The following is a 15,428-nucleotide window of genomic DNA, read 5'->3' on the forward strand; positions in this document are numbered from 1 at the left end:
CAGGGATGTCCGACAGCGCCGAATTCATCGCCACGGTGCACCCCTATGACAGCCTGCCGCGGGACGAACAGGCGCGTGTCGCCGGTTTCTTCAGCCACAGGACCTATGCCGCCGGAAGCCGGATCTATCAGTTCGGGGATCTGCTGCCGGGGCTGTACCTGATCCGCTCGGGGCGGGTGCAGGTCACCGACCGGAACGGCAATTCCGTGTCCGAACTGGGCCTGCGCAACAGCTTTGGCGAACGCGGCCTGCTGCGCGACGGGACCGCCGTGACCTCAGCCCGCGCGGTCGAGGACAGCGAGATCCTGATGCTGCCACGGGCCGAGGTGATGCGCCTGATGCAGAGCTATCGCCCCTTTGCCCGCTTCTTCGAACGTGGGCGCGGTGTCGCCGGGCGCAGCACCGATATTGCGACGCTGAAGGTCGGCGAGTTGCTGGGGCATCGCAGCCCTCTGGCCTGTTCACCCGACACACCGATCATTGACGCCGCGAAGATGATGCGCGACGCCGGGGTCAGCAGCGTCGGCGTGACCGATGGCGACAGGCTGGTCGGGCTGGTCACCATTCGCGACATGTCCCATCGCGTGGTCGCCGAAGGGCGCGATCTGCGGCAGGCGGTCTCGGCGGTGATGACCCCCGATCCGGTGACGCTTGCGCCCTCGGCGCTTGGCTATGACGTGCTGTCGATCATGCTTGAGCGGCGCATCGGGCATCTGCCGGTGGTCGAGGATGGGCGCTATGTCGGCATGATCAGCCAGACCGATCTGACCCGCGTTCAGGCGATCAGCGCGCTTGGCCTGATCCGAGAGGTCGCGATGGCCCAGGCCGTTTCCGATCTGGCGCGGATCACGGCGCGCATCCCGCAACTGTTGGTCCAGCTGGTTCGCGCCCATCAGCCGCATGAGGTCATCACCCGGATGATTACCGACATCGCCGATGCGGTGACGCGGCGGCTGCTGGATCTGGCGCAGGAGCGGCTGGGCCCGGCGCCTGCGGGGTGGCTGTGGGCGGCCTGTGGCAGTCAGGGGCGTCAGGAACAGACCGGGGTCAGCGATCAGGACAATTGCCTGATCCTGGCCGATGGCTCCGATCCCGACGACGCCTATTTTCGCGATCTAGCGCGGTGGGTCAGCGATGGTCTGAACGAATGCGGCTATGTCTATTGCCCGGGCGACATGATGGCCACGAACCCGCGCTGGCGTCAGCCGCGCAATGTCTGGCAGGGGTATTTCCGCGACTGGATCGCCCATCCCAGCCCCGAGGCGCAGATGCTGGCCAGCGTCATGTTCGATCTGCGTGCGATCGGGGGCGATGCCGGGTTGCTGGCCGATCTGCAACAGGACACATTGCAGATGTCCGCCAAGAATTCGATCTTCGTGGCGCATATGGTGGCGAATTCGCTGAAACATCGGCCGCCCCTTGGGCTGATCGGCGGTTTTGCGACCATCCGCTCGGGCGAGCATCGCCACCATATAGACATGAAACATAACGGTGTCGTGCCGGTCACGGATCTGGCGCGGGTCTATGCGTTGCAGGGCCGGCTGACGGCGGTGAACACCCGCGCAAGGTTGCAGGATGCCGAGGCGCGCGGCGTGATTTCAGGTGCCGGTGCGCGTGAACTGATCGCCGCCTATGACCTGATCCAGACCGTGCGGCTGGACAATCAGGCGGACCTGATCCGCGCGGGGCGCAGGCCTGACAATTACCTGTCGCCTTCGGATCTGCCGGATCTGGACCGCAGCCATCTGCGCGACGCCTTTGTCGTGGTGCGCGGCATGCAATCTGCCCTTGGGCATGGAAAGGGAATGTTGGGATGACAGGTGTCGGGGTCGAACTTCTGGGCGTTATCGCCGTCGGCATAGGCGCGGCGGCGGTTCTGTTTGCGGGTCTGCACGCGTTGCGAAAGGCGGGGCTGGATCTGCCGCGCTGGCTGTTGCCGGCCGGGATCGGGCTGTCGATGATCGGCTATTCGGTCTGGAACGATTACACATGGTATGGGCGCGCGATGGACCGTCTGCCTGCCGGGGCCGAGGTGCTGATGGTCGGCGAAGACAGCCAGCCCTGGGCGCCCTGGACCTATCTGGCACCGCTGACGGTGCGTTTCGCGGCGCTGGATCCTGCAACGGTGCAGCAGAACGGCCAGACCCGCAGCGCACAGATCATGCTGGTCGAGCGGCGCGGCCAGACCCTTGTCGTGCCGCAGGAATTCGACTGTCAGGCCGGGCGGATCAAGCCATCTCACGGCGATTGGGTCGCCGCGACCAGCGATGACCCCGCCTTTGCCGCTGTCTGCGAGGAGGGCTGAGCCATGGCCAGAATCCTGGTCGTCGAGGACGAGGACAACATCGCCACCGCGCTGGATTTCCTGCTGACCCGCGACGGCCATGACCATGACCGGATGGCCACCGGCGCCGAGGCCGTCAGCCGGATCCGCGCGACCCATCCCGATCTGGTGCTGCTGGATGTGATGCTGCCGGATGTCTCGGGCTATCAGATCGTTCAGGATGTGCGTGCCGATCCCGCGCTGTCGGATGTGCGGGTTCTGATGATGACGGCGCGCGGTTCGGTCGTGGAACGTCGCAAGGGGCTGGCGCTGGGGGCGGACGGCTTTATCGCCAAACCCTTTGAACTGTCCGAACTGCGTTCGGAAATGGCGCGGCTGCTGGAACAGCCGTGCTGACGCGCCTGTCCCTGCGATTGCGGGTTTTGCTGATCTTTGCGGGCCTTGCGGGCGCGGGGGCGGTGCTTCTGGTTCTTGCGCTTCTGGTGATCGGGTCGGGCAGTTCCGATCCGCAGGCGCTGGACGCGCTTGTTCAGGGGGGGCTGATCGCGGGCTTTGGCGGGTTGGCGGCCGTCACGCTGGTCTGGTTCCTGTTCGACCGACATGTCGCCCGCCCGATCGAGGCGCTGGCAGGCGGGTTGCGCACGGGTCAGGCGCCCGATCCCGACGACACGCGCTATCTGGCCGATCTGGGCCCTGCCGCCCGCGATGCCGCCGAGGCGCGGGCCCGTGCCGCCGAAGCCCTGGCCGAGGCGGTTGCCGAACATGCCGCCGAACTGACCCGCGAAAAGGCCACGCTGGAAGATATCCTGTCCGATTTCGGCGCCGGAGCCGTCATGGTCGATCCGCAGGGGCGGGTGGTGTTCTACAACGCGTCGGCGGCGCGGCTTCTGCCCGGTCTGGCGCTGGATCGACAGCTGGATCGGCATCTTCTGCCGGGGGCGTTGCAGGCGGCGGTCGCACGGCTGAACGCGGGGGTCGATGCGACCGATCTGATCTGCCTGACCCATGATGGGGCGCGGCTGTCGGGACGGATGCGGCAGTTGGACCAAGGCACCCTGCTGATCCTTCGGGATCACGCGCCCAACCGCCCCGCGCCGCGTCAGGCGTTGGAAAGCCTGCGGCGTCACGCCGCGACGCTGGTGCCCATGCTGGATGCGCTGGACGGGCCGATGCCCCCCGACCTGACCCGTGCGATCCGGGACGAAGGGCAGGGCCTGGCCCTGGCGACGCGGCACCTGACCGAGATCCTGCAATCCGATGCCATCGGCAGCCGCGCGTCGCTGCCCGAATTGCTGGCCGGCCTGCCGGTCAGGGGCGAACTGCCGCGCCTTTCGGTGATCTGCGAGGCGCAGGCGATGAATGCACTGCTGTCGCTGCTGGTCGATCGACTGGGCCGGACAGGGCATCCCCCGCGGCTGCGCATCATGCCGCAGGACAGTGCCGAGGCACATCTGCGCATCGAATGGCAGGGTGCGCCACTGGCGGTCGAGCAGCTGGACCATTGGCTGGATCAGGCGCCCGACCCGGAACAACCAGATCAAAGCGGCGCCGATATTCTGCAACGTCACGGCACCGGTATCTGGCCCGAGGCGGATGACAAGGGTTGCGCGTTGATCCTGCCGCTGGGGCTTGCCAGCGGCGATGTGACCGGCGGCGGGCTGACCTATGATTTCGCGCTGGCCAGCCGTGGCGCGGCCTCGTCGCGGCTGTCGGACCTGACCTGCGTGGTCTTTGACACGGAAACCACGGGCCTGTCCCCGACCGAAGATCGCATCGTCCAGATCGCCGGCGTTCGCATCGCGCGTGGGCGGCTGACCGGCGAAAGCTTCGAGACGCTGGTCAATCCGGGACGTCCGATCCCGGTCCGTGCCACGCAAATCCATCACATCGACGATCGGATGGTGGCCGATGCTCCCGATCTGACCGCCGCCCTGACCGCGTTTCATCACTTTGCCGAGGATGCGATCCTGATCGCCCATAACGCGCCCTTCGACATGGGGCTGCTGCGCGCGGCGGCTGCCGAAACGGGGGCGCATTTCGACAATCGCGTGCTGGATACGGTGCTGTTGTCGGCGATGGTCTGGGGCGGGTCGGTGCCGCATACGCTGGACGCGCTTGGCGAACGGCTGGACATTCAGATTCCGCCCGAAGATCGCCACACGGCCATGGGCGACACGCTGGCCACGGCCAAGGCGTTCCTGCGCCTGATCCCCGCGTTGTCGGCCAAGGGGATCGAGCGTTTCGAGGATGTCCAGTCAAACGCCCGCAGGTTTCGACGCATGATCGAGGATGCAAATCCGGATCAAAGCTCGATCTCGGGGGCGTCGGGGTCGCGGGGCACGGCGGGCGACTGATCGTCATCGGGTGCCAGATCCAGCGGCGGGGGTGGTGGCGCGTCGGCGCGACGGCGGATGATGATGTCGCCATTGTCCAGCCTCTCGGGCGTCTGGTAATTGCGCAGATCATCTACCAATGCGGTCAGATCGCCCAGCATCGGTCCAAGGTTTGACAACGCGCCCGACATATCCTCGCCCAGACGATTCAGATCCGGCTGAACGTCGCGCATGAAATTGTCCAGAAGGATGCCGACTCCGCGACCGATCAGATCGCCCGGATCATCCTGTTCCAAGCCATCGGGGATCGGCCGATCGGCGGGCGGGGGCGTCCAGTCCTGCGCAGAGGCCAGCGGCGCGGACAGCGTCAGGATCAGGGCGGACAGGGTGAAAAGCATCCTCATGGTCAAAGGATGTGTCCGGGTGCCGTTTCCCGCAAGGGTTTTGTCAGTTGATCGCGGGTTTCTGATGCATGGCGCGAAATTTTTCCCATGCCTCGTTCAGGCGGCGGGTGCGGGCCTCGGCAAGGCGCACGGCCTCGGGGGGAAGGCCGCGGGCGATGGCGCGGTCGGGATGCGCCTCGCGGATCAGGTCGCGCCAGCGCTTGCGCGCCTCGGGCAGGGGGGTGCCAAGCGGCACGCCCAGCACCTCGCAGGGGGGGCAGCCCGCCTTGGGATCGTGGCTGGCGCGGATCGCGGCGACGCGGGCCTGTGTCAGGCCGAAGATGCGCCCGACTTCGTCGATAAAGGCTATTTCGGCTTCGTGCATGTCGCCATCGGCGACGGCGATGATGCACAGCCCCTCGACCACATCGGCAAGGACCGGATCACCCTGCGGGAACATGGCCGCGATGCGGCGGGCCCATGCGTCGAACCCTGCCACATCCTGTCGTGCCAGATCAAAGACCCGCGCCGCGTTCTTTTCCTCGGCGCGGGGGATGATGAACACCCGGCGAAAGGCCGCAACCTCGGATCGGTCCACGGTTCCGTCGGCCTTCGCCAGCTTGGCCCCCAGCGCAATCACCGCGATGGTGAAGGCGACAGAGCGTTCGGGCGGGGTCGCGCTGCGCTGACGGCCCAGAAGCGCGGCCATGCGGTCGCCGATACGCTGCCAGAAGCTGCGGGGCTTTGGCAGTTGCGGGCATCCGGGGCAGTCAGGGCGCGTATCCATGGACCCAAGGTAACGAGGTTTGCAGGGAACGAATAGGGGGTGCGACAACAGGTGACGGAAAGCTGAATGAATTGTCATTCAGCCGTCACAATTGCCTGTCGTGGCAGGATATTTGTCCATCGACACAAGATCATGGAACGTCCCGCTTTTCCGCCCTGAATTTGCAACGCGACATTGTCCGCAAAGGAACGCGTGCCGCGTCCTTGGTACCGGATCCTCGGCGCGGGCCGGTTAGCCCCGATGCGCGCCCTCAGCAAGGCCGCGGACAAAATCCAGGATCTCGGGAACCGGGCGACCTTCACCGATCAGCTTGACGATGGCGCTGCCGACAACGCAGCCATCCGCGACCGAGGCGATCTGTTCGGCCGCATCCGGGGTCGAGATGCCAAAGCCCACGACCACCGGCAGATTGGCGGCGGCGCGAATGCGGGCGACTTCGGGGGCGACCTCGGCGGCATTGGCGGCGGGGCCGCCGGTGATGCCCGTCACGCTGACGTAATAGACGAAGCCGCTGGTATTGCGCACCACGGCAGGCAGGCGGCGATCATCGGTGGTCGGCGTTGCCAGCCGGATGAAGTTCAGTCCGGCCCTGGTGGCGGGAATGCACAATTCATCGTCCTCTTCGGGCGGCAGATCGACGATGATCAGACCGTCCACGCCTGCATCCTTTGCATCGGCCAGAAACTGATCGACGCCGCCGGGCCGGGCATAGATCGGATTGTAATAGCCCATCAGGACGACCGGCGTGGTGTTGTCGGTCTTGCGGAATTCGCGCAGGATATCCAGCGTGCGGGTCACGCTGCCACCGCCGGCAAGCGCGCGTTGGCCCGCGGCCTGGATGGTGGGGCCATCGGCCATCGGATCGGTAAAGGGCATGCCCAGTTCGATGATGTCGACGCCCGCCTCGGGCAGACCCTGCATGATCTGCAGGGCGGTCGCGTCGTCGGGGTCGGACGCCATCATATAGGCCACGAAAGCCTTTTTCTGCTGCTTTTGAAGCCGCGCGAAGGTGTCGTCGATCCGCGTCATATCGCCTCCGGGTCTGTGTTCGGGCCTGTCTGGCGCAACTGTGTCCCGCGTGCAAGCCCGATGATGGCCCAAGGCTGGACTTGGGGCGGTCGGGGCCCTAGAAGGCGCGCAAGATTAGGAAAGGTTGCACCGATGGGCTTTCGTATGGGGATCGTGGGGCTGCCGAATGTCGGCAAATCCACGCTGTTCAACGCGCTGACCAAGACCGCTGCCGCACAGGCCGCGAACTTCCCCTTTTGCACGATCGAGCCGAATGTCGGCGAGGTCGCTGTCCCCGATCCGCGTCTGGATCGGCTGGCCGGCATTGCGGGCAGCAAACAGATCATCCCGACCCGGATCACTTTCGTGGATATCGCGGGTCTGGTGAAGGGCGCCAGCAAGGGCGAGGGGCTGGGTAACCAGTTTCTGGCCAATATCCGCGAAGTGGATGCCATCGCGCATGTGCTGCGCTGCTTCGAGGATGGCGACGTGACTCATGTCGAAGGGCGCGTCGATCCGCTGGCCGACGCCGAGGTGATCGAGACCGAGTTGATGATCGCGGACATGGAATCGATCGAGCGTCGTCTGGCCAACCTGACCCGCAAGCTGAAGGGCGGCGACAAGGAAGCCGTCGAACAGGAAGGCCTGCTGAAACGCGCCCTTGCCGCGCTGGAAAACGGTCAGCCCGCTCGCACAGTTGAAATCGCCGAGGATGAGCAGAAGGCATGGAACATGCTGCAACTGCTGACCTCGAAACCGGTACTGTATGTCTGCAACGTGGCCGAAGACGAGGCTGCCAAGGGCAATGCCCTGTCCGACAAGGTTGCGGACATGGCCAGAGCGCAGGGCGCGGGCCATGTCGTCATCTCGGCCAAGATCGAGGAAGAGATCAGCCAGCTTGACGCCGAAGAGGCCGAGATGTTCCTGGGCGAGATGGGACTGGACGAAGCCGGTCTGGATCGCCTGATCCGTGCGGGCTACGACCTGCTGGGCCTGCAGACCTATTTCACCGTCGGCCCCAAGGAAGCCCGCGCCTGGACCATCCGCAAGGGCACGCTGGCCCCGCAGGCGGCAGGGGTCATCCATGGCGATTTCGAAAAGGGCTTCATCCGCTCGGAAACCATCGCCTATGACGATTATATCGCCGGCAATGGCGAGGCGGGCGCCCGCGATGCGGGCAAGCTGCGCGTCGAGGGCAAAAGCTATGAGGTGAAGGACGGCGACGTCCTGCACTTCCTGTTCAACGCGTGACCTGCCCGTCGCGCAGCGCGGCGATCTGATCGGCGACCAGTTCCTGTAAACGCCACAGGTTCCGGTCGTTGATCCCGGCCTGCCGCAGGTGCAGGACGGTGTTGTACAGGTATTCGGCGCATGATCCGGCGGGGCCACAGGCCCGTGCCAGAACATGCGCCACCTCGTCCAGGGTTTCCTCGGACCCGGTCTTTTCGGGCGGGGTTCCGGCCCAGAAGACCAGCGCACGGGTCTTTCCCGCCGATGTATGCAGATCCATCCAGCGCAGCATATCGACATTCTCGCGATAGCGGATCTCGCGCAGGACCACCCGGCGCAGTTGGCCGATGCGGTCCTGATCGGGCAGCCGATAGATTACCCCGTCGCAACGCCCGCCGCGTTTCAGCGCCATCATCAGGCCATGCTGCCGGGGCGAGCCGCGCCACCTGTTCATGCGCAGGGTAAAGGCGCGGTGCCAGCCAAAGGCGGTCGCACGCCGCTGTTCGACCGCCTCGTGATCCGGTTTCCAGATCAGCGAGCCATAGGCAAAGATCCACAGATGCCCGCCGCCGCATTCGCGGTCCAGACGCCGTGCCAGTTTGTCCAGATCCTGATCGCTTAGCGGTGTCAGGCCGGGTTCGTCGCCCAGATCGGGTTCGGGGCGCATGGTCTGGCGGACCAGTTCGGGCGTCAGCGCCATCTGCGTGTCATGGGTTATGGTGCTGTGTTCGTTCATGATCGACATGTCGTCCCTGGCTTGGCCCCCAATGTAGGGGTTTCAGCCATCGCTGCCACCCGGTGATCTATGCAAATACGGGAACCCTGCTGCACGCTGATCGTTGAGGCCACAGAAACAGCGTAGATACGCGGAGGAGCAAGACAATGAACAGCATCATCTATCTGGTCGGCCTTGTGGTCATCGTTCTGGCGATCGTCGGCTTCGTGCTGTGATCGCGCCCTGATCGGCACCGACATGAAAACACCCGCCACATCGCTGTGGCGGGTGTTCTTGTCTGAAAGACGCGCGGGCGTCAGTACATCGCAATGCCGGGGAACAGGATCAGCATCGCCACGGCCAGGATCTGCAGCATGATGAAGGGCAACAGGCTGCGGAAGATCTCGCCCAGGGATATGTCGGGCGGCGTCACCGATTTCAGGTAGAAGGCGGCAGGCCCGAATGGCGGCGACAGGAAGCTGACCTGCATGTTCATCGCGAACAGCACGCCGAACCAGACCGGATCGTAGCCAAGATCGATCACGATGGGCACGAAGATCGGCATGGTCAGCAACGCGATCCCGACCCAGTCAAGGAACATGCCCAGCACGAACAGGATCGCCATCATGAACAGGATGATGATGATCGGCGTGTCGCTGATGCCGGTGATCAGTTCGGACACGAACTTGATGCCGCCCATCAGGTTGAAGACACCCACCAGAGCCGATGCACCGATGCCGATCCAGACGATCATGCCGACCGTCTGCAAGGTCTGCATCGCCGCGCCGCGCAGCAGTGACCAGCTGAATTCCCCCCGCAGAATGGTCGACAGCATCACGCCCGCAACGCCCACGGCACTGGCCTCGGTCACCGAGGCGATGCCGCCATAGATCGAGCCAAGGACCATGATCACCACCAGAATGGGCAGGAACAGCCCCTTCAGCAGCCGCAGCTTTTCGGCCGCCGGGACCGGTTCGCGCACCGGATCGGGCACCGCGCCCGGCGTCAGATAGGCGCGGGCCAGAATATAGCCGACATATAGCAGCGCCAGCATGAAACCCGGCACGAAGGCCGCGGTGAACAGCTCGCCGATCGAGACATTGGCAGTCAGGCCATAGATGATCAGCACGATCGAGGGCGGAACCATCGTGCCCAGACTGCCGCCCGCGCAGACGACACCGATCGCCAGACGGCGGTCATAGCCCTGACGCAGCATCTGGGGCAGGGCGATCAGGCCCAGCAACACGACCTCGCCGCCGATGATGCCCGACATCGCGGCCAGAACCACCGCCACGAAGATCGTCTGCACCGCAACGCCGCCGCGGATGCGGCCGCCGATCAGGCGCATCGCCTCGAACAGGTCGCGGGCAATGCCCGAACGGTCCAGGATCGCCGCCATCAGCACGAACATCGGAACCGAGACAAAGACAAAGCTGCTGACGAAGGAATAGACGCGGCTGGTGATCAGCGGCACCACGTTCGGACCGAACCACCCCAGCGCGAAGATCAGGGTGACCAGCAATGTCACGAAGGCCAGCGGAATGCCCGTGACCAGCAACAGCAGCAGCAGGGCGAACAACAGACCGGTGCCGGCCTCGATCCCCATGGATTGCAGAGAACCGAAAAACTCCATCAGCGGCGCCCCTTGGCATAATTGATTGCAAGGATCAGGAACTGGATCGCCAGCAACCCCAGCGCGACCATCAGCAGGATCTTCAGCAGACCCGGATAGGCGGGGTTCCACGCACTGCCCGAGGTTTCAAGGTGAAAGCTGCCATCCGGGCGCCATGCCGCACGCTGCACCATCAGCCATGCGGCCCAGGCGAAGGCGGCGGATGACAGCGCGCACACCGCCGAGATCACGATGTCGAACACCCGACGCAGCCCGGCGGGAAGATAGTCATAGACCAGCACAACCCGGATATGCCGATCGCGCGAGGCGCACAGCAGCCCGCCAAAGATGAAGGCGATGGCGCACAGGAACACCGTCGTTTCATGCGCCCAGATCGTGGGCGCGGCGAACACGTAGCGCAGCACGACCTCTTGGATCAGGATCGCCATGGCCGCCACGATGCCCATCGCGGGCAGGATTGCGACGCGATCCACCAGCCGCCCGAAGGCGCCTGCCTCGGGGATGGCCGTGTGTTCTTCGCGCACGACCTCTTCTTCATCTGTCATTGGATATGTCCTCTCGGATCGTGGCGGGCGGCATTGGCTGCCACCCGCCTTGGGTGCGCCTTACTGCGACACCAGACCTTTTTCGGTCAGATAGGCGGTCAGCGTATCATAGACCTTCTGTGCATTGGGCGATTGCGCGGCAACTTTTTCCCATTCGCCCTGTGCGATGGTGCGGAATTTCGCGCGTTCGTCGGCCGACCAGTCATGGACGGTGATCTCGCCGCCTTCCTTGGCTTCGGCGACGGCCTTTTCATCGGCTTCGGCCAGTGCCGCGATCTGACGCTGTGCGAAATCCTTGACCGACTGGGTCAGGACCGCCTGCAGATCTTCGGGCAGGTCATCCCATTTGGTCTTGTTCATCGAGATCTCGACCAGCGGCAGCGAGTGGAAACCCGGATAGACGGGGTGCTGGGCCACGTCGTTCAGGCCCTGCGCCTGATTGGTCGAAAAGACCGAATAGTCGGCAGCGTCGATGACTTTCTTGTCCAGCGAGGTAAAGACTTCGGAACCGGGCAGGTTCACGGGCGATGCGCCGGCTGCGGCAAAGACCGACTGAACCAGACCTTCGGGCGCGCGCATTTTCAGACCCTGAAGATCGGCCACACCTTCCAAGGGCTTGGCGCTGACAAAGGCTTCCAGACCGGGGGTCGTCGCGCCGATGAATTGCAGACCGTAGGGATTCTCGATCTCGTTCAGCAGTTCGGCCCCGCCGCCATTATCGACGAAATCCAGCATCTGCTGGGGGTCGGACCAGGCGCCGACCGGGTTGCCCATCAGGCCAAAGGCCGGGTCCTTGCCCGCGAAATAGGAGAGGTCGGTGATGTGGCCATCCAGAATGCCGGTCGCGATGGCGTCCTGGGTTTCGTTATGTGCGACGATGGATTCCACCGGCAGCAGGTCGATGGCGATGCGGCCTTCCGACTTCTCGGCGACATCGGCGGCCCAGGTCTTCTGCAACTCGAAGTTGGGGTTGCCTGCGGGGTCCGAGGACTGGAACTTGAACTCGTAATCGGCGGCGAAGGCCGGTGCGGCCAGTGCGAACGCGGCGGTCGCGGCCATCAAGGTCCGGCGGGTCAGGTTGGTCATGTCGTCTTTCCTCCTGTTGACGAATCTTCGGTTAGTGCCAGCCGCGACACCGCGGTCTGGATGATCTGTTCGGGCGTCATCTCGACGCTGATCCACAGCGCGTGTTCGGCCTGCGCATCGGGGGGCTGCAGCGCCGCAAGCTGGCTGTCGATCAGGCTGACGGGCATGTAATGGTCCTTGCGGGCATTCATGCGGGCGGCGATCAGGTCACGATCACCGTTCAGAAACACGATGTCCAGCGGGCCGGTGCGCGCGCGCAGGCGGTCGCGATGGGCAAGGCCAAGCGCCGAGCAGGCCAGAACGGCGCGGCCCTGTGTCTGGTTGACCGCATCGCCCAGCCGATCCAGCCAGCCCCAGCGCATGTCGTCGGTCAGCGGCTTGCCCGCCGCCATCCATGCCACCGCCTCGGGGGAATGATAGCTGTCGGCCTCGATGAAGGATGCGCCCAGAGATGCGGCAATGGCCTGCGCGATCGTGGATTTGCCCACGCCACAGATCCCCATGACGAGAATTGGCCGGTCGCTCATCTGAACTGTCTCCTCCCTTTCGGATTGACACATCATGATGACAGCGCTGTCATTCGTCAACCGTCTTTCCTTTCCCAATGATCTGCGCAATCATCAAGATCATGCAGAAAAACCAGAAAATCACATTGGCGGATGTTGCAGAGGCTGCGAATGTTAGCCCTATCACGGTGTCGCGGGCACTGCGCAGTCCCGACAAGGTGTCGCCCAAGGCGCGGGATCGAATCGAACGCGCCATCGCCCAGCTTGGCTATGTGCCGAACCCGGCGGCGCGGGCGCTGGCTTCGGGGCGGACCGATGTCATCGGGGTCATCATTCCTTCGGTGTCGAACAATGTGTTCGCCGAGGTGATGCGCGGGATGTATGACGCGCTGTCGGGCAGCGGCCTGACTGTGCAGCTGGCGACGACCGGATATTCGCCCCTGGCCGAGGAACATCTGATCCGGGTGTTTCTGACGCAGCAGCCCTCGGGCCTGATACTGGCGGGGCATGATCAATCGCCCGCCGCCCGCGATCTGCTGGCCCGGGCGAACTGTCCCATCGTGCAGGTGATGGAGGTGGGGCCGAAGCCCATCGATGTCGCGGTCGGCCTGTCGCATCACGATGGGGCATTTCTGGCCGCGCGGCACCTGATCGAACGCGGCTACCGCGCCCCGGCATTTCTGGGCGCGCAGATGGATCCGCGCAGTCAGCGGCGACTTGCCGGGTTTCGCGCCGCAATGCGCGAGGCGGGCCTGGCCGAGGTCACGCAGGTCGTCACCACGCCGGAACCGTCCTCGGTCAGCATGGGGTGCCGGTTGTTCGCGGATCTGATCGCGCACCATCCGCAGATCGACGCCGTGCTGTGCAACAATGACGACCTTGCGCTGGGTGTCCTGTTCGAGGCGCAGCGCCGCAACCTGTCGATCCCGGACAGGTTGGGGATCTGCGGCTTCAACGACCTGGAAATGATGGAGGCCGCGCAGCCGCCGATCACCTCGGTCCAGACGGATCGCTATGGCATGGGACAGCTGGCGATCGCGCAGATCCGCGACCGGTTGGAGGGCAGGGGGCACCCGGCGGGCACCTCGATCGACCTTGGCTTTGCCTTGCAGATCCGTGACAGCACGGGGGGTTGGCGCGGCTAGGCCGCGCCAACGGCCCTAGTTCGCGGCATCCAGCGCGGTGACGATGCCTGCGAAATCGGCGGCCTTCAGGCTGGCGCCGCCAACCAGCGCACCATCGACATTGGCAATCGCAAAGATCTCGGCGGCATTTCCGGGTTTCACGCTGCCGCCATACAGCAGGCTGCAATCACCCGCGCCCGCCATGTGCCCAGTCAGGCGGTCGCGCATGAAATCATGGACTTCGGCGATCTGGTCCAGGGTCGGCGTGCGGCCCGTGCCGATGGCCCAGACGGGTTCATAGGCGATGACGGTATTCGCGGCATCAGCCCCTGCGGGGATCGAACCGGCAAGCTGGGTCCCGATCACGTCCAGCGTGCTGCCTGCATCGCGTTCGGCCTCGGTCTCGCCGACGCAGATGATGGCAATCAGCCCGACGGCATGGGCGGCCGCAGCCTTGGCCGCGACCTGCGCATCGGTTTCGCCGTGATCCGCACGGCGTTCGGAATGACCAAGGATGACATAGGTGGCGCCCGCGTCCTTCAGCTGCGCGGCAGCGATATCGCCGGTATGTGCGCCCGCAGCATTGGCGTGGCAATCCTGACCGCCCACCGCGATCATGTCACCGGCCCGCGCGGCCATCGGATGCAGCAGGACCGCGGGCGGGCAGATCAACACGTCGCATGCGGGGGCGGGGCAGGCCGCGCGCAATTCGTCGATTTGGTCCAGCGCGGCCAGATTTCCGTTCATCTTCCAGTTGCCGGCGGCAAGTTTGCGTGGTGCCATCATGTCCTCCTGTAGCTGCGAAAGGCTTAGGAGGAACGGAGCCCATGTGCAATCGCCCAAGGCAGGGCGATGGGCGCGACTAGCTGGTGGTGCGCGCGCCTTCCAGCGGTTCGAACCGGACCGATTCCCCGCAGCCGCAGGCATCGGTGACATTCGGGTTGCGGAACTTGAAACCGCTTTCGATCAGGCCCGTTTCATAGTCGATCTGCGTGCCGAAAAGGAACATCTGCGCCATCGGTGCGATCATCACGCGGGCGTCACCCTGTTCGATGACCTCTTCGTTGGAATCCGGCGTTTCCGCCAGCTCCATCGTGTATTCCATGCCCGCGCAGCCGCCCTTCTTCAGCCCGATGCGCAGGCCATAGGCGTTCTTGCCGGCCATCAGCTTGGCGATCTGACGCTCGGCCGCGGGGGTGATGGTGACGGGCGCGCTGCCCGGAACAGAAAACATGGCGAACCTTCGTGTCTTGGTGTCAACCAGATATAAGAAGCATGGGCGCGCGGCTCAAGTCGGGCCGCGCGACGGGCTTACATGAAGCCCAGTTCCAGACGGGCTTCGTCCGACATCATGTCCATGCCCCATTGCGGCTGGAAGGTCATCTCGACATCGACCTGCTTCACGCCGCCCAGGGGTTCGATCGCGTCCGCGACCCAGCCCGGCATCTCGCCCGCGACGGGACAGCCGGGGGCGGTCAGCGTCATGATGACACGCACCTCGTTCTGGTCGTTGATCTCGATCGTGTAGATCAGCCCCAGGTCATAGATATTCACCGGGATTTCCGGGTCATAGACCGTCTTGCAGGCCTCGACGACCGACTCGTAGAGGGGGTGTTCGGTGCTTGAAGGCGCGATCAGCGGCGCACCTTCCATCAACGGCTCTGTCATGGCGTGTTCCTGTCAATTCCGACCAAAGATATAGGGCACGGACCAGCGCGGGTCCAGAGTAGCCCCGCAGCCCGGTTCGCCGCGCGTTGCGAATTCCCCGCCGATTGGCTAAGGACACGCGGTTCC

The 15,428-nt window shown here is 64.7% G+C and carries 17 protein-coding genes; 6 read left to right on the forward strand and 11 right to left on the reverse strand.

Annotated features, from left to right (window positions below):
* The first annotated feature begins 5 nt into the window (after positions 1-5).
* Genes BMX67_RS06345 through BMX67_RS06360 form a run of 4 tightly spaced genes read left to right on the forward strand, consistent with a single transcriptional unit; the run spans position 6 to position 4,638 of the window.
* On the forward strand, positions 6-1,817 hold the full coding sequence (locus BMX67_RS06345; protein ID WP_090733377.1) for a DUF294 nucleotidyltransferase-like domain-containing protein: 1,812 nt from the start codon (positions 6-8) through the stop codon (positions 1,815-1,817).
* On the forward strand, positions 1,814-2,305 hold the full coding sequence (locus tag BMX67_RS06350; protein ID WP_090733378.1) for a hypothetical protein: 492 nt from the start codon (positions 1,814-1,816) through the stop codon (positions 2,303-2,305). The genes BMX67_RS06345 and BMX67_RS06350 overlap by 4 nt, the downstream gene beginning before the upstream one ends.
* 3 nt (positions 2,306-2,308) lie before the next feature.
* Entirely contained in the window at positions 2,309-2,680 is a 372-nt protein-coding gene (locus tag BMX67_RS06355) for a response regulator transcription factor (RefSeq protein WP_090733380.1), read from the forward strand.
* Positions 2,674-4,638: a 3'-5' exonuclease gene (locus tag BMX67_RS06360; RefSeq protein ID WP_090733381.1), complete on the forward strand. Its 1,965-nt coding sequence runs from the start codon at positions 2,674-2,676 to the stop codon at positions 4,636-4,638. The genes BMX67_RS06355 and BMX67_RS06360 overlap by 7 nt, the downstream gene beginning before the upstream one ends.
* On the opposite strand, the gene BMX67_RS06365 is transcribed toward BMX67_RS06360, so the two are convergent.
* The 3 genes from BMX67_RS06365 to trpA all read right to left on the reverse strand — a co-directional run bounded on the left by BMX67_RS06365 (position 4,587) and on the right by trpA (position 6,816).
* Positions 4,587-5,021, reverse strand: coding sequence for a hypothetical protein (locus BMX67_RS06365; RefSeq protein WP_139206462.1), 435 nt, complete (start codon positions 5,019-5,021; stop codon positions 4,587-4,589). The two genes, BMX67_RS06360 and BMX67_RS06365, sit on opposite strands and share 52 nt — an antisense overlap.
* 43 nt (positions 5,022-5,064) lie before the next feature.
* Entirely contained in the window at positions 5,065-5,787 is a 723-nt protein-coding gene (locus tag BMX67_RS06370) for a molecular chaperone DjiA (protein WP_090733384.1), read from the reverse strand.
* A gap of 231 nt (positions 5,788-6,018) precedes the next feature.
* The gene (trpA, locus tag BMX67_RS06375) at positions 6,019-6,816 is read right to left on the reverse strand and encodes a tryptophan synthase subunit alpha (RefSeq protein WP_090733385.1); all 798 of its coding nucleotides are present in this window, start codon (positions 6,814-6,816) and stop codon (positions 6,019-6,021) included.
* A gap of 132 nt (positions 6,817-6,948) precedes the next feature.
* On the opposite strand from trpA, the gene ychF reads away from it, so the two are divergent.
* The gene (gene ychF / locus BMX67_RS06380; protein ID WP_090733387.1) at positions 6,949-8,046 is read left to right on the forward strand and encodes a redox-regulated ATPase YchF; all 1,098 of its coding nucleotides are present in this window, start codon (positions 6,949-6,951) and stop codon (positions 8,044-8,046) included.
* On the opposite strand, the gene BMX67_RS06385 is transcribed toward ychF, so the two are convergent.
* The 5 genes from BMX67_RS06385 to BMX67_RS06405 form a co-directional block, all read right to left on the reverse strand.
* Positions 8,036-8,770 (reverse strand): gamma-glutamylcyclotransferase, encoded by a 735-nt coding sequence (locus BMX67_RS06385; protein WP_217645790.1) that lies wholly within the window; start codon positions 8,768-8,770, stop codon positions 8,036-8,038. The genes ychF and BMX67_RS06385 overlap by 11 nt on opposite strands.
* Positions 8,771-9,056: 286 nt before the next feature.
* The gene (locus tag BMX67_RS06390) at positions 9,057-10,373 is read right to left on the reverse strand and encodes a TRAP transporter large permease (protein ID WP_090733388.1); all 1,317 of its coding nucleotides are present in this window, start codon (positions 10,371-10,373) and stop codon (positions 9,057-9,059) included.
* The gene (locus BMX67_RS06395) at positions 10,373-10,918 is read right to left on the reverse strand and encodes a TRAP transporter small permease subunit (protein ID WP_090733389.1); all 546 of its coding nucleotides are present in this window, start codon (positions 10,916-10,918) and stop codon (positions 10,373-10,375) included. Before BMX67_RS06395 ends, BMX67_RS06390 begins: the two co-directional genes overlap by 1 nt.
* Positions 10,919-10,978: 60 nt before the next feature.
* Complete coding sequence (locus tag BMX67_RS06400) at positions 10,979-12,004, reverse strand: TRAP transporter substrate-binding protein (RefSeq protein WP_090733391.1); 1,026 nt, start codon at positions 12,002-12,004, stop codon at positions 10,979-10,981.
* Positions 12,001-12,531 (reverse strand): gluconokinase, encoded by a 531-nt coding sequence (locus BMX67_RS06405; protein WP_090733392.1) that lies wholly within the window; start codon positions 12,529-12,531, stop codon positions 12,001-12,003. The genes BMX67_RS06400 and BMX67_RS06405 overlap by 4 nt, the downstream gene beginning before the upstream one ends.
* A 77-nt stretch (positions 12,532-12,608) precedes the next feature.
* Here BMX67_RS06405 and gntR point away from each other — a divergent pair, with 77 nt between their 5' ends.
* Positions 12,609-13,655 carry an HTH-type transcriptional regulator GntR gene (gene gntR / locus BMX67_RS06410; protein ID WP_245739236.1) on the forward strand — a complete coding sequence of 349 codons (1,047 nt, stop codon included), beginning with the start codon at positions 12,609-12,611 and terminating at the stop codon, positions 13,653-13,655.
* Between the two features lie 15 nt (positions 13,656-13,670).
* Here gntR and tpiA read toward each other — a convergent pair whose 3' ends face one another.
* The 3 genes from tpiA to BMX67_RS06425 all read right to left on the reverse strand — a co-directional run bounded on the left by tpiA (position 13,671) and on the right by BMX67_RS06425 (position 15,302).
* Positions 13,671-14,417, reverse strand: coding sequence for a triose-phosphate isomerase (gene tpiA / locus BMX67_RS06415; protein ID WP_090733394.1), 747 nt, complete (start codon positions 14,415-14,417; stop codon positions 13,671-13,673).
* 79 nt (positions 14,418-14,496) lie between these two features.
* A complete protein-coding gene (locus BMX67_RS06420; RefSeq protein ID WP_090733396.1) occupies positions 14,497-14,868 on the reverse strand; it encodes a HesB/IscA family protein in 372 nt (123 codons plus the stop codon).
* A gap of 77 nt (positions 14,869-14,945) precedes the next feature.
* On the reverse strand, positions 14,946-15,302 hold the full coding sequence (locus BMX67_RS06425; RefSeq protein ID WP_090733398.1) for an SUF system Fe-S cluster assembly protein: 357 nt from the start codon (positions 15,300-15,302) through the stop codon (positions 14,946-14,948).
* Positions 15,303-15,428 lie beyond the last annotated feature (126 nt).

It is taken from the genome of Paracoccus homiensis, from assembly GCF_900111675.1.
Lineage (GTDB): Bacteria > Pseudomonadota > Alphaproteobacteria > Rhodobacterales > Rhodobacteraceae > Paracoccus > Paracoccus homiensis.

Excerpts from the sequence above, each read along its gene's own strand:
- BMX67_RS06350 (WP_090733378.1), top strand. The coding sequence starts at position 1,814 with ATGACAGGTGTCGGGGTCGAACTTCTGGGCGTTATCGCCGTCGGCATA.
- BMX67_RS06425 (WP_090733398.1), bottom strand. The coding sequence starts at position 15,302 with ATGACAGAGCCGTTGATGGAAGGTGCGCCGCTGATCGCGCCTTCAAGC.
- BMX67_RS06405 (WP_090733392.1), bottom strand. The coding sequence starts at position 12,531 with ATGAGCGACCGGCCAATTCTCGTCATGGGGATCTGTGGCGTGGGCAAA.
- BMX67_RS06390 (WP_090733388.1), bottom strand. The coding sequence starts at position 10,373 with ATGGAGTTTTTCGGTTCTCTGCAATCCATGGGGATCGAGGCCGGCACC.
- ychF (WP_090733387.1), top strand. The coding sequence starts at position 6,949 with ATGGGCTTTCGTATGGGGATCGTGGGGCTGCCGAATGTCGGCAAATCC.
- tpiA (WP_090733394.1), bottom strand. The coding sequence starts at position 14,417 with ATGGCACCACGCAAACTTGCCGCCGGCAACTGGAAGATGAACGGAAAT.
- BMX67_RS06385 (WP_217645790.1), bottom strand. The coding sequence starts at position 8,770 with ATGTCGATCATGAACGAACACAGCACCATAACCCATGACACGCAGATG.
- trpA (WP_090733385.1), bottom strand. The coding sequence starts at position 6,816 with ATGACGCGGATCGACGACACCTTCGCGCGGCTTCAAAAGCAGCAGAAA.
- BMX67_RS06370 (WP_090733384.1), bottom strand. The coding sequence starts at position 5,787 with ATGGATACGCGCCCTGACTGCCCCGGATGCCCGCAACTGCCAAAGCCC.
- BMX67_RS06355 (WP_090733380.1), top strand. The coding sequence starts at position 2,309 with ATGGCCAGAATCCTGGTCGTCGAGGACGAGGACAACATCGCCACCGCG.
- BMX67_RS06345 (WP_090733377.1), top strand. The coding sequence starts at position 6 with ATGTCCGACAGCGCCGAATTCATCGCCACGGTGCACCCCTATGACAGC.
- BMX67_RS06365 (WP_139206462.1), bottom strand. The coding sequence starts at position 5,021 with ATGAGGATGCTTTTCACCCTGTCCGCCCTGATCCTGACGCTGTCCGCG.
- BMX67_RS06395 (WP_090733389.1), bottom strand. The coding sequence starts at position 10,918 with ATGACAGATGAAGAAGAGGTCGTGCGCGAAGAACACACGGCCATCCCC.
- BMX67_RS06420 (WP_090733396.1), bottom strand. The coding sequence starts at position 14,868 with ATGTTTTCTGTTCCGGGCAGCGCGCCCGTCACCATCACCCCCGCGGCC.
- BMX67_RS06400 (WP_090733391.1), bottom strand. The coding sequence starts at position 12,004 with ATGACCAACCTGACCCGCCGGACCTTGATGGCCGCGACCGCCGCGTTC.
- gntR (WP_245739236.1), top strand. The coding sequence starts at position 12,609 with ATGATCTGCGCAATCATCAAGATCATGCAGAAAAACCAGAAAATCACA.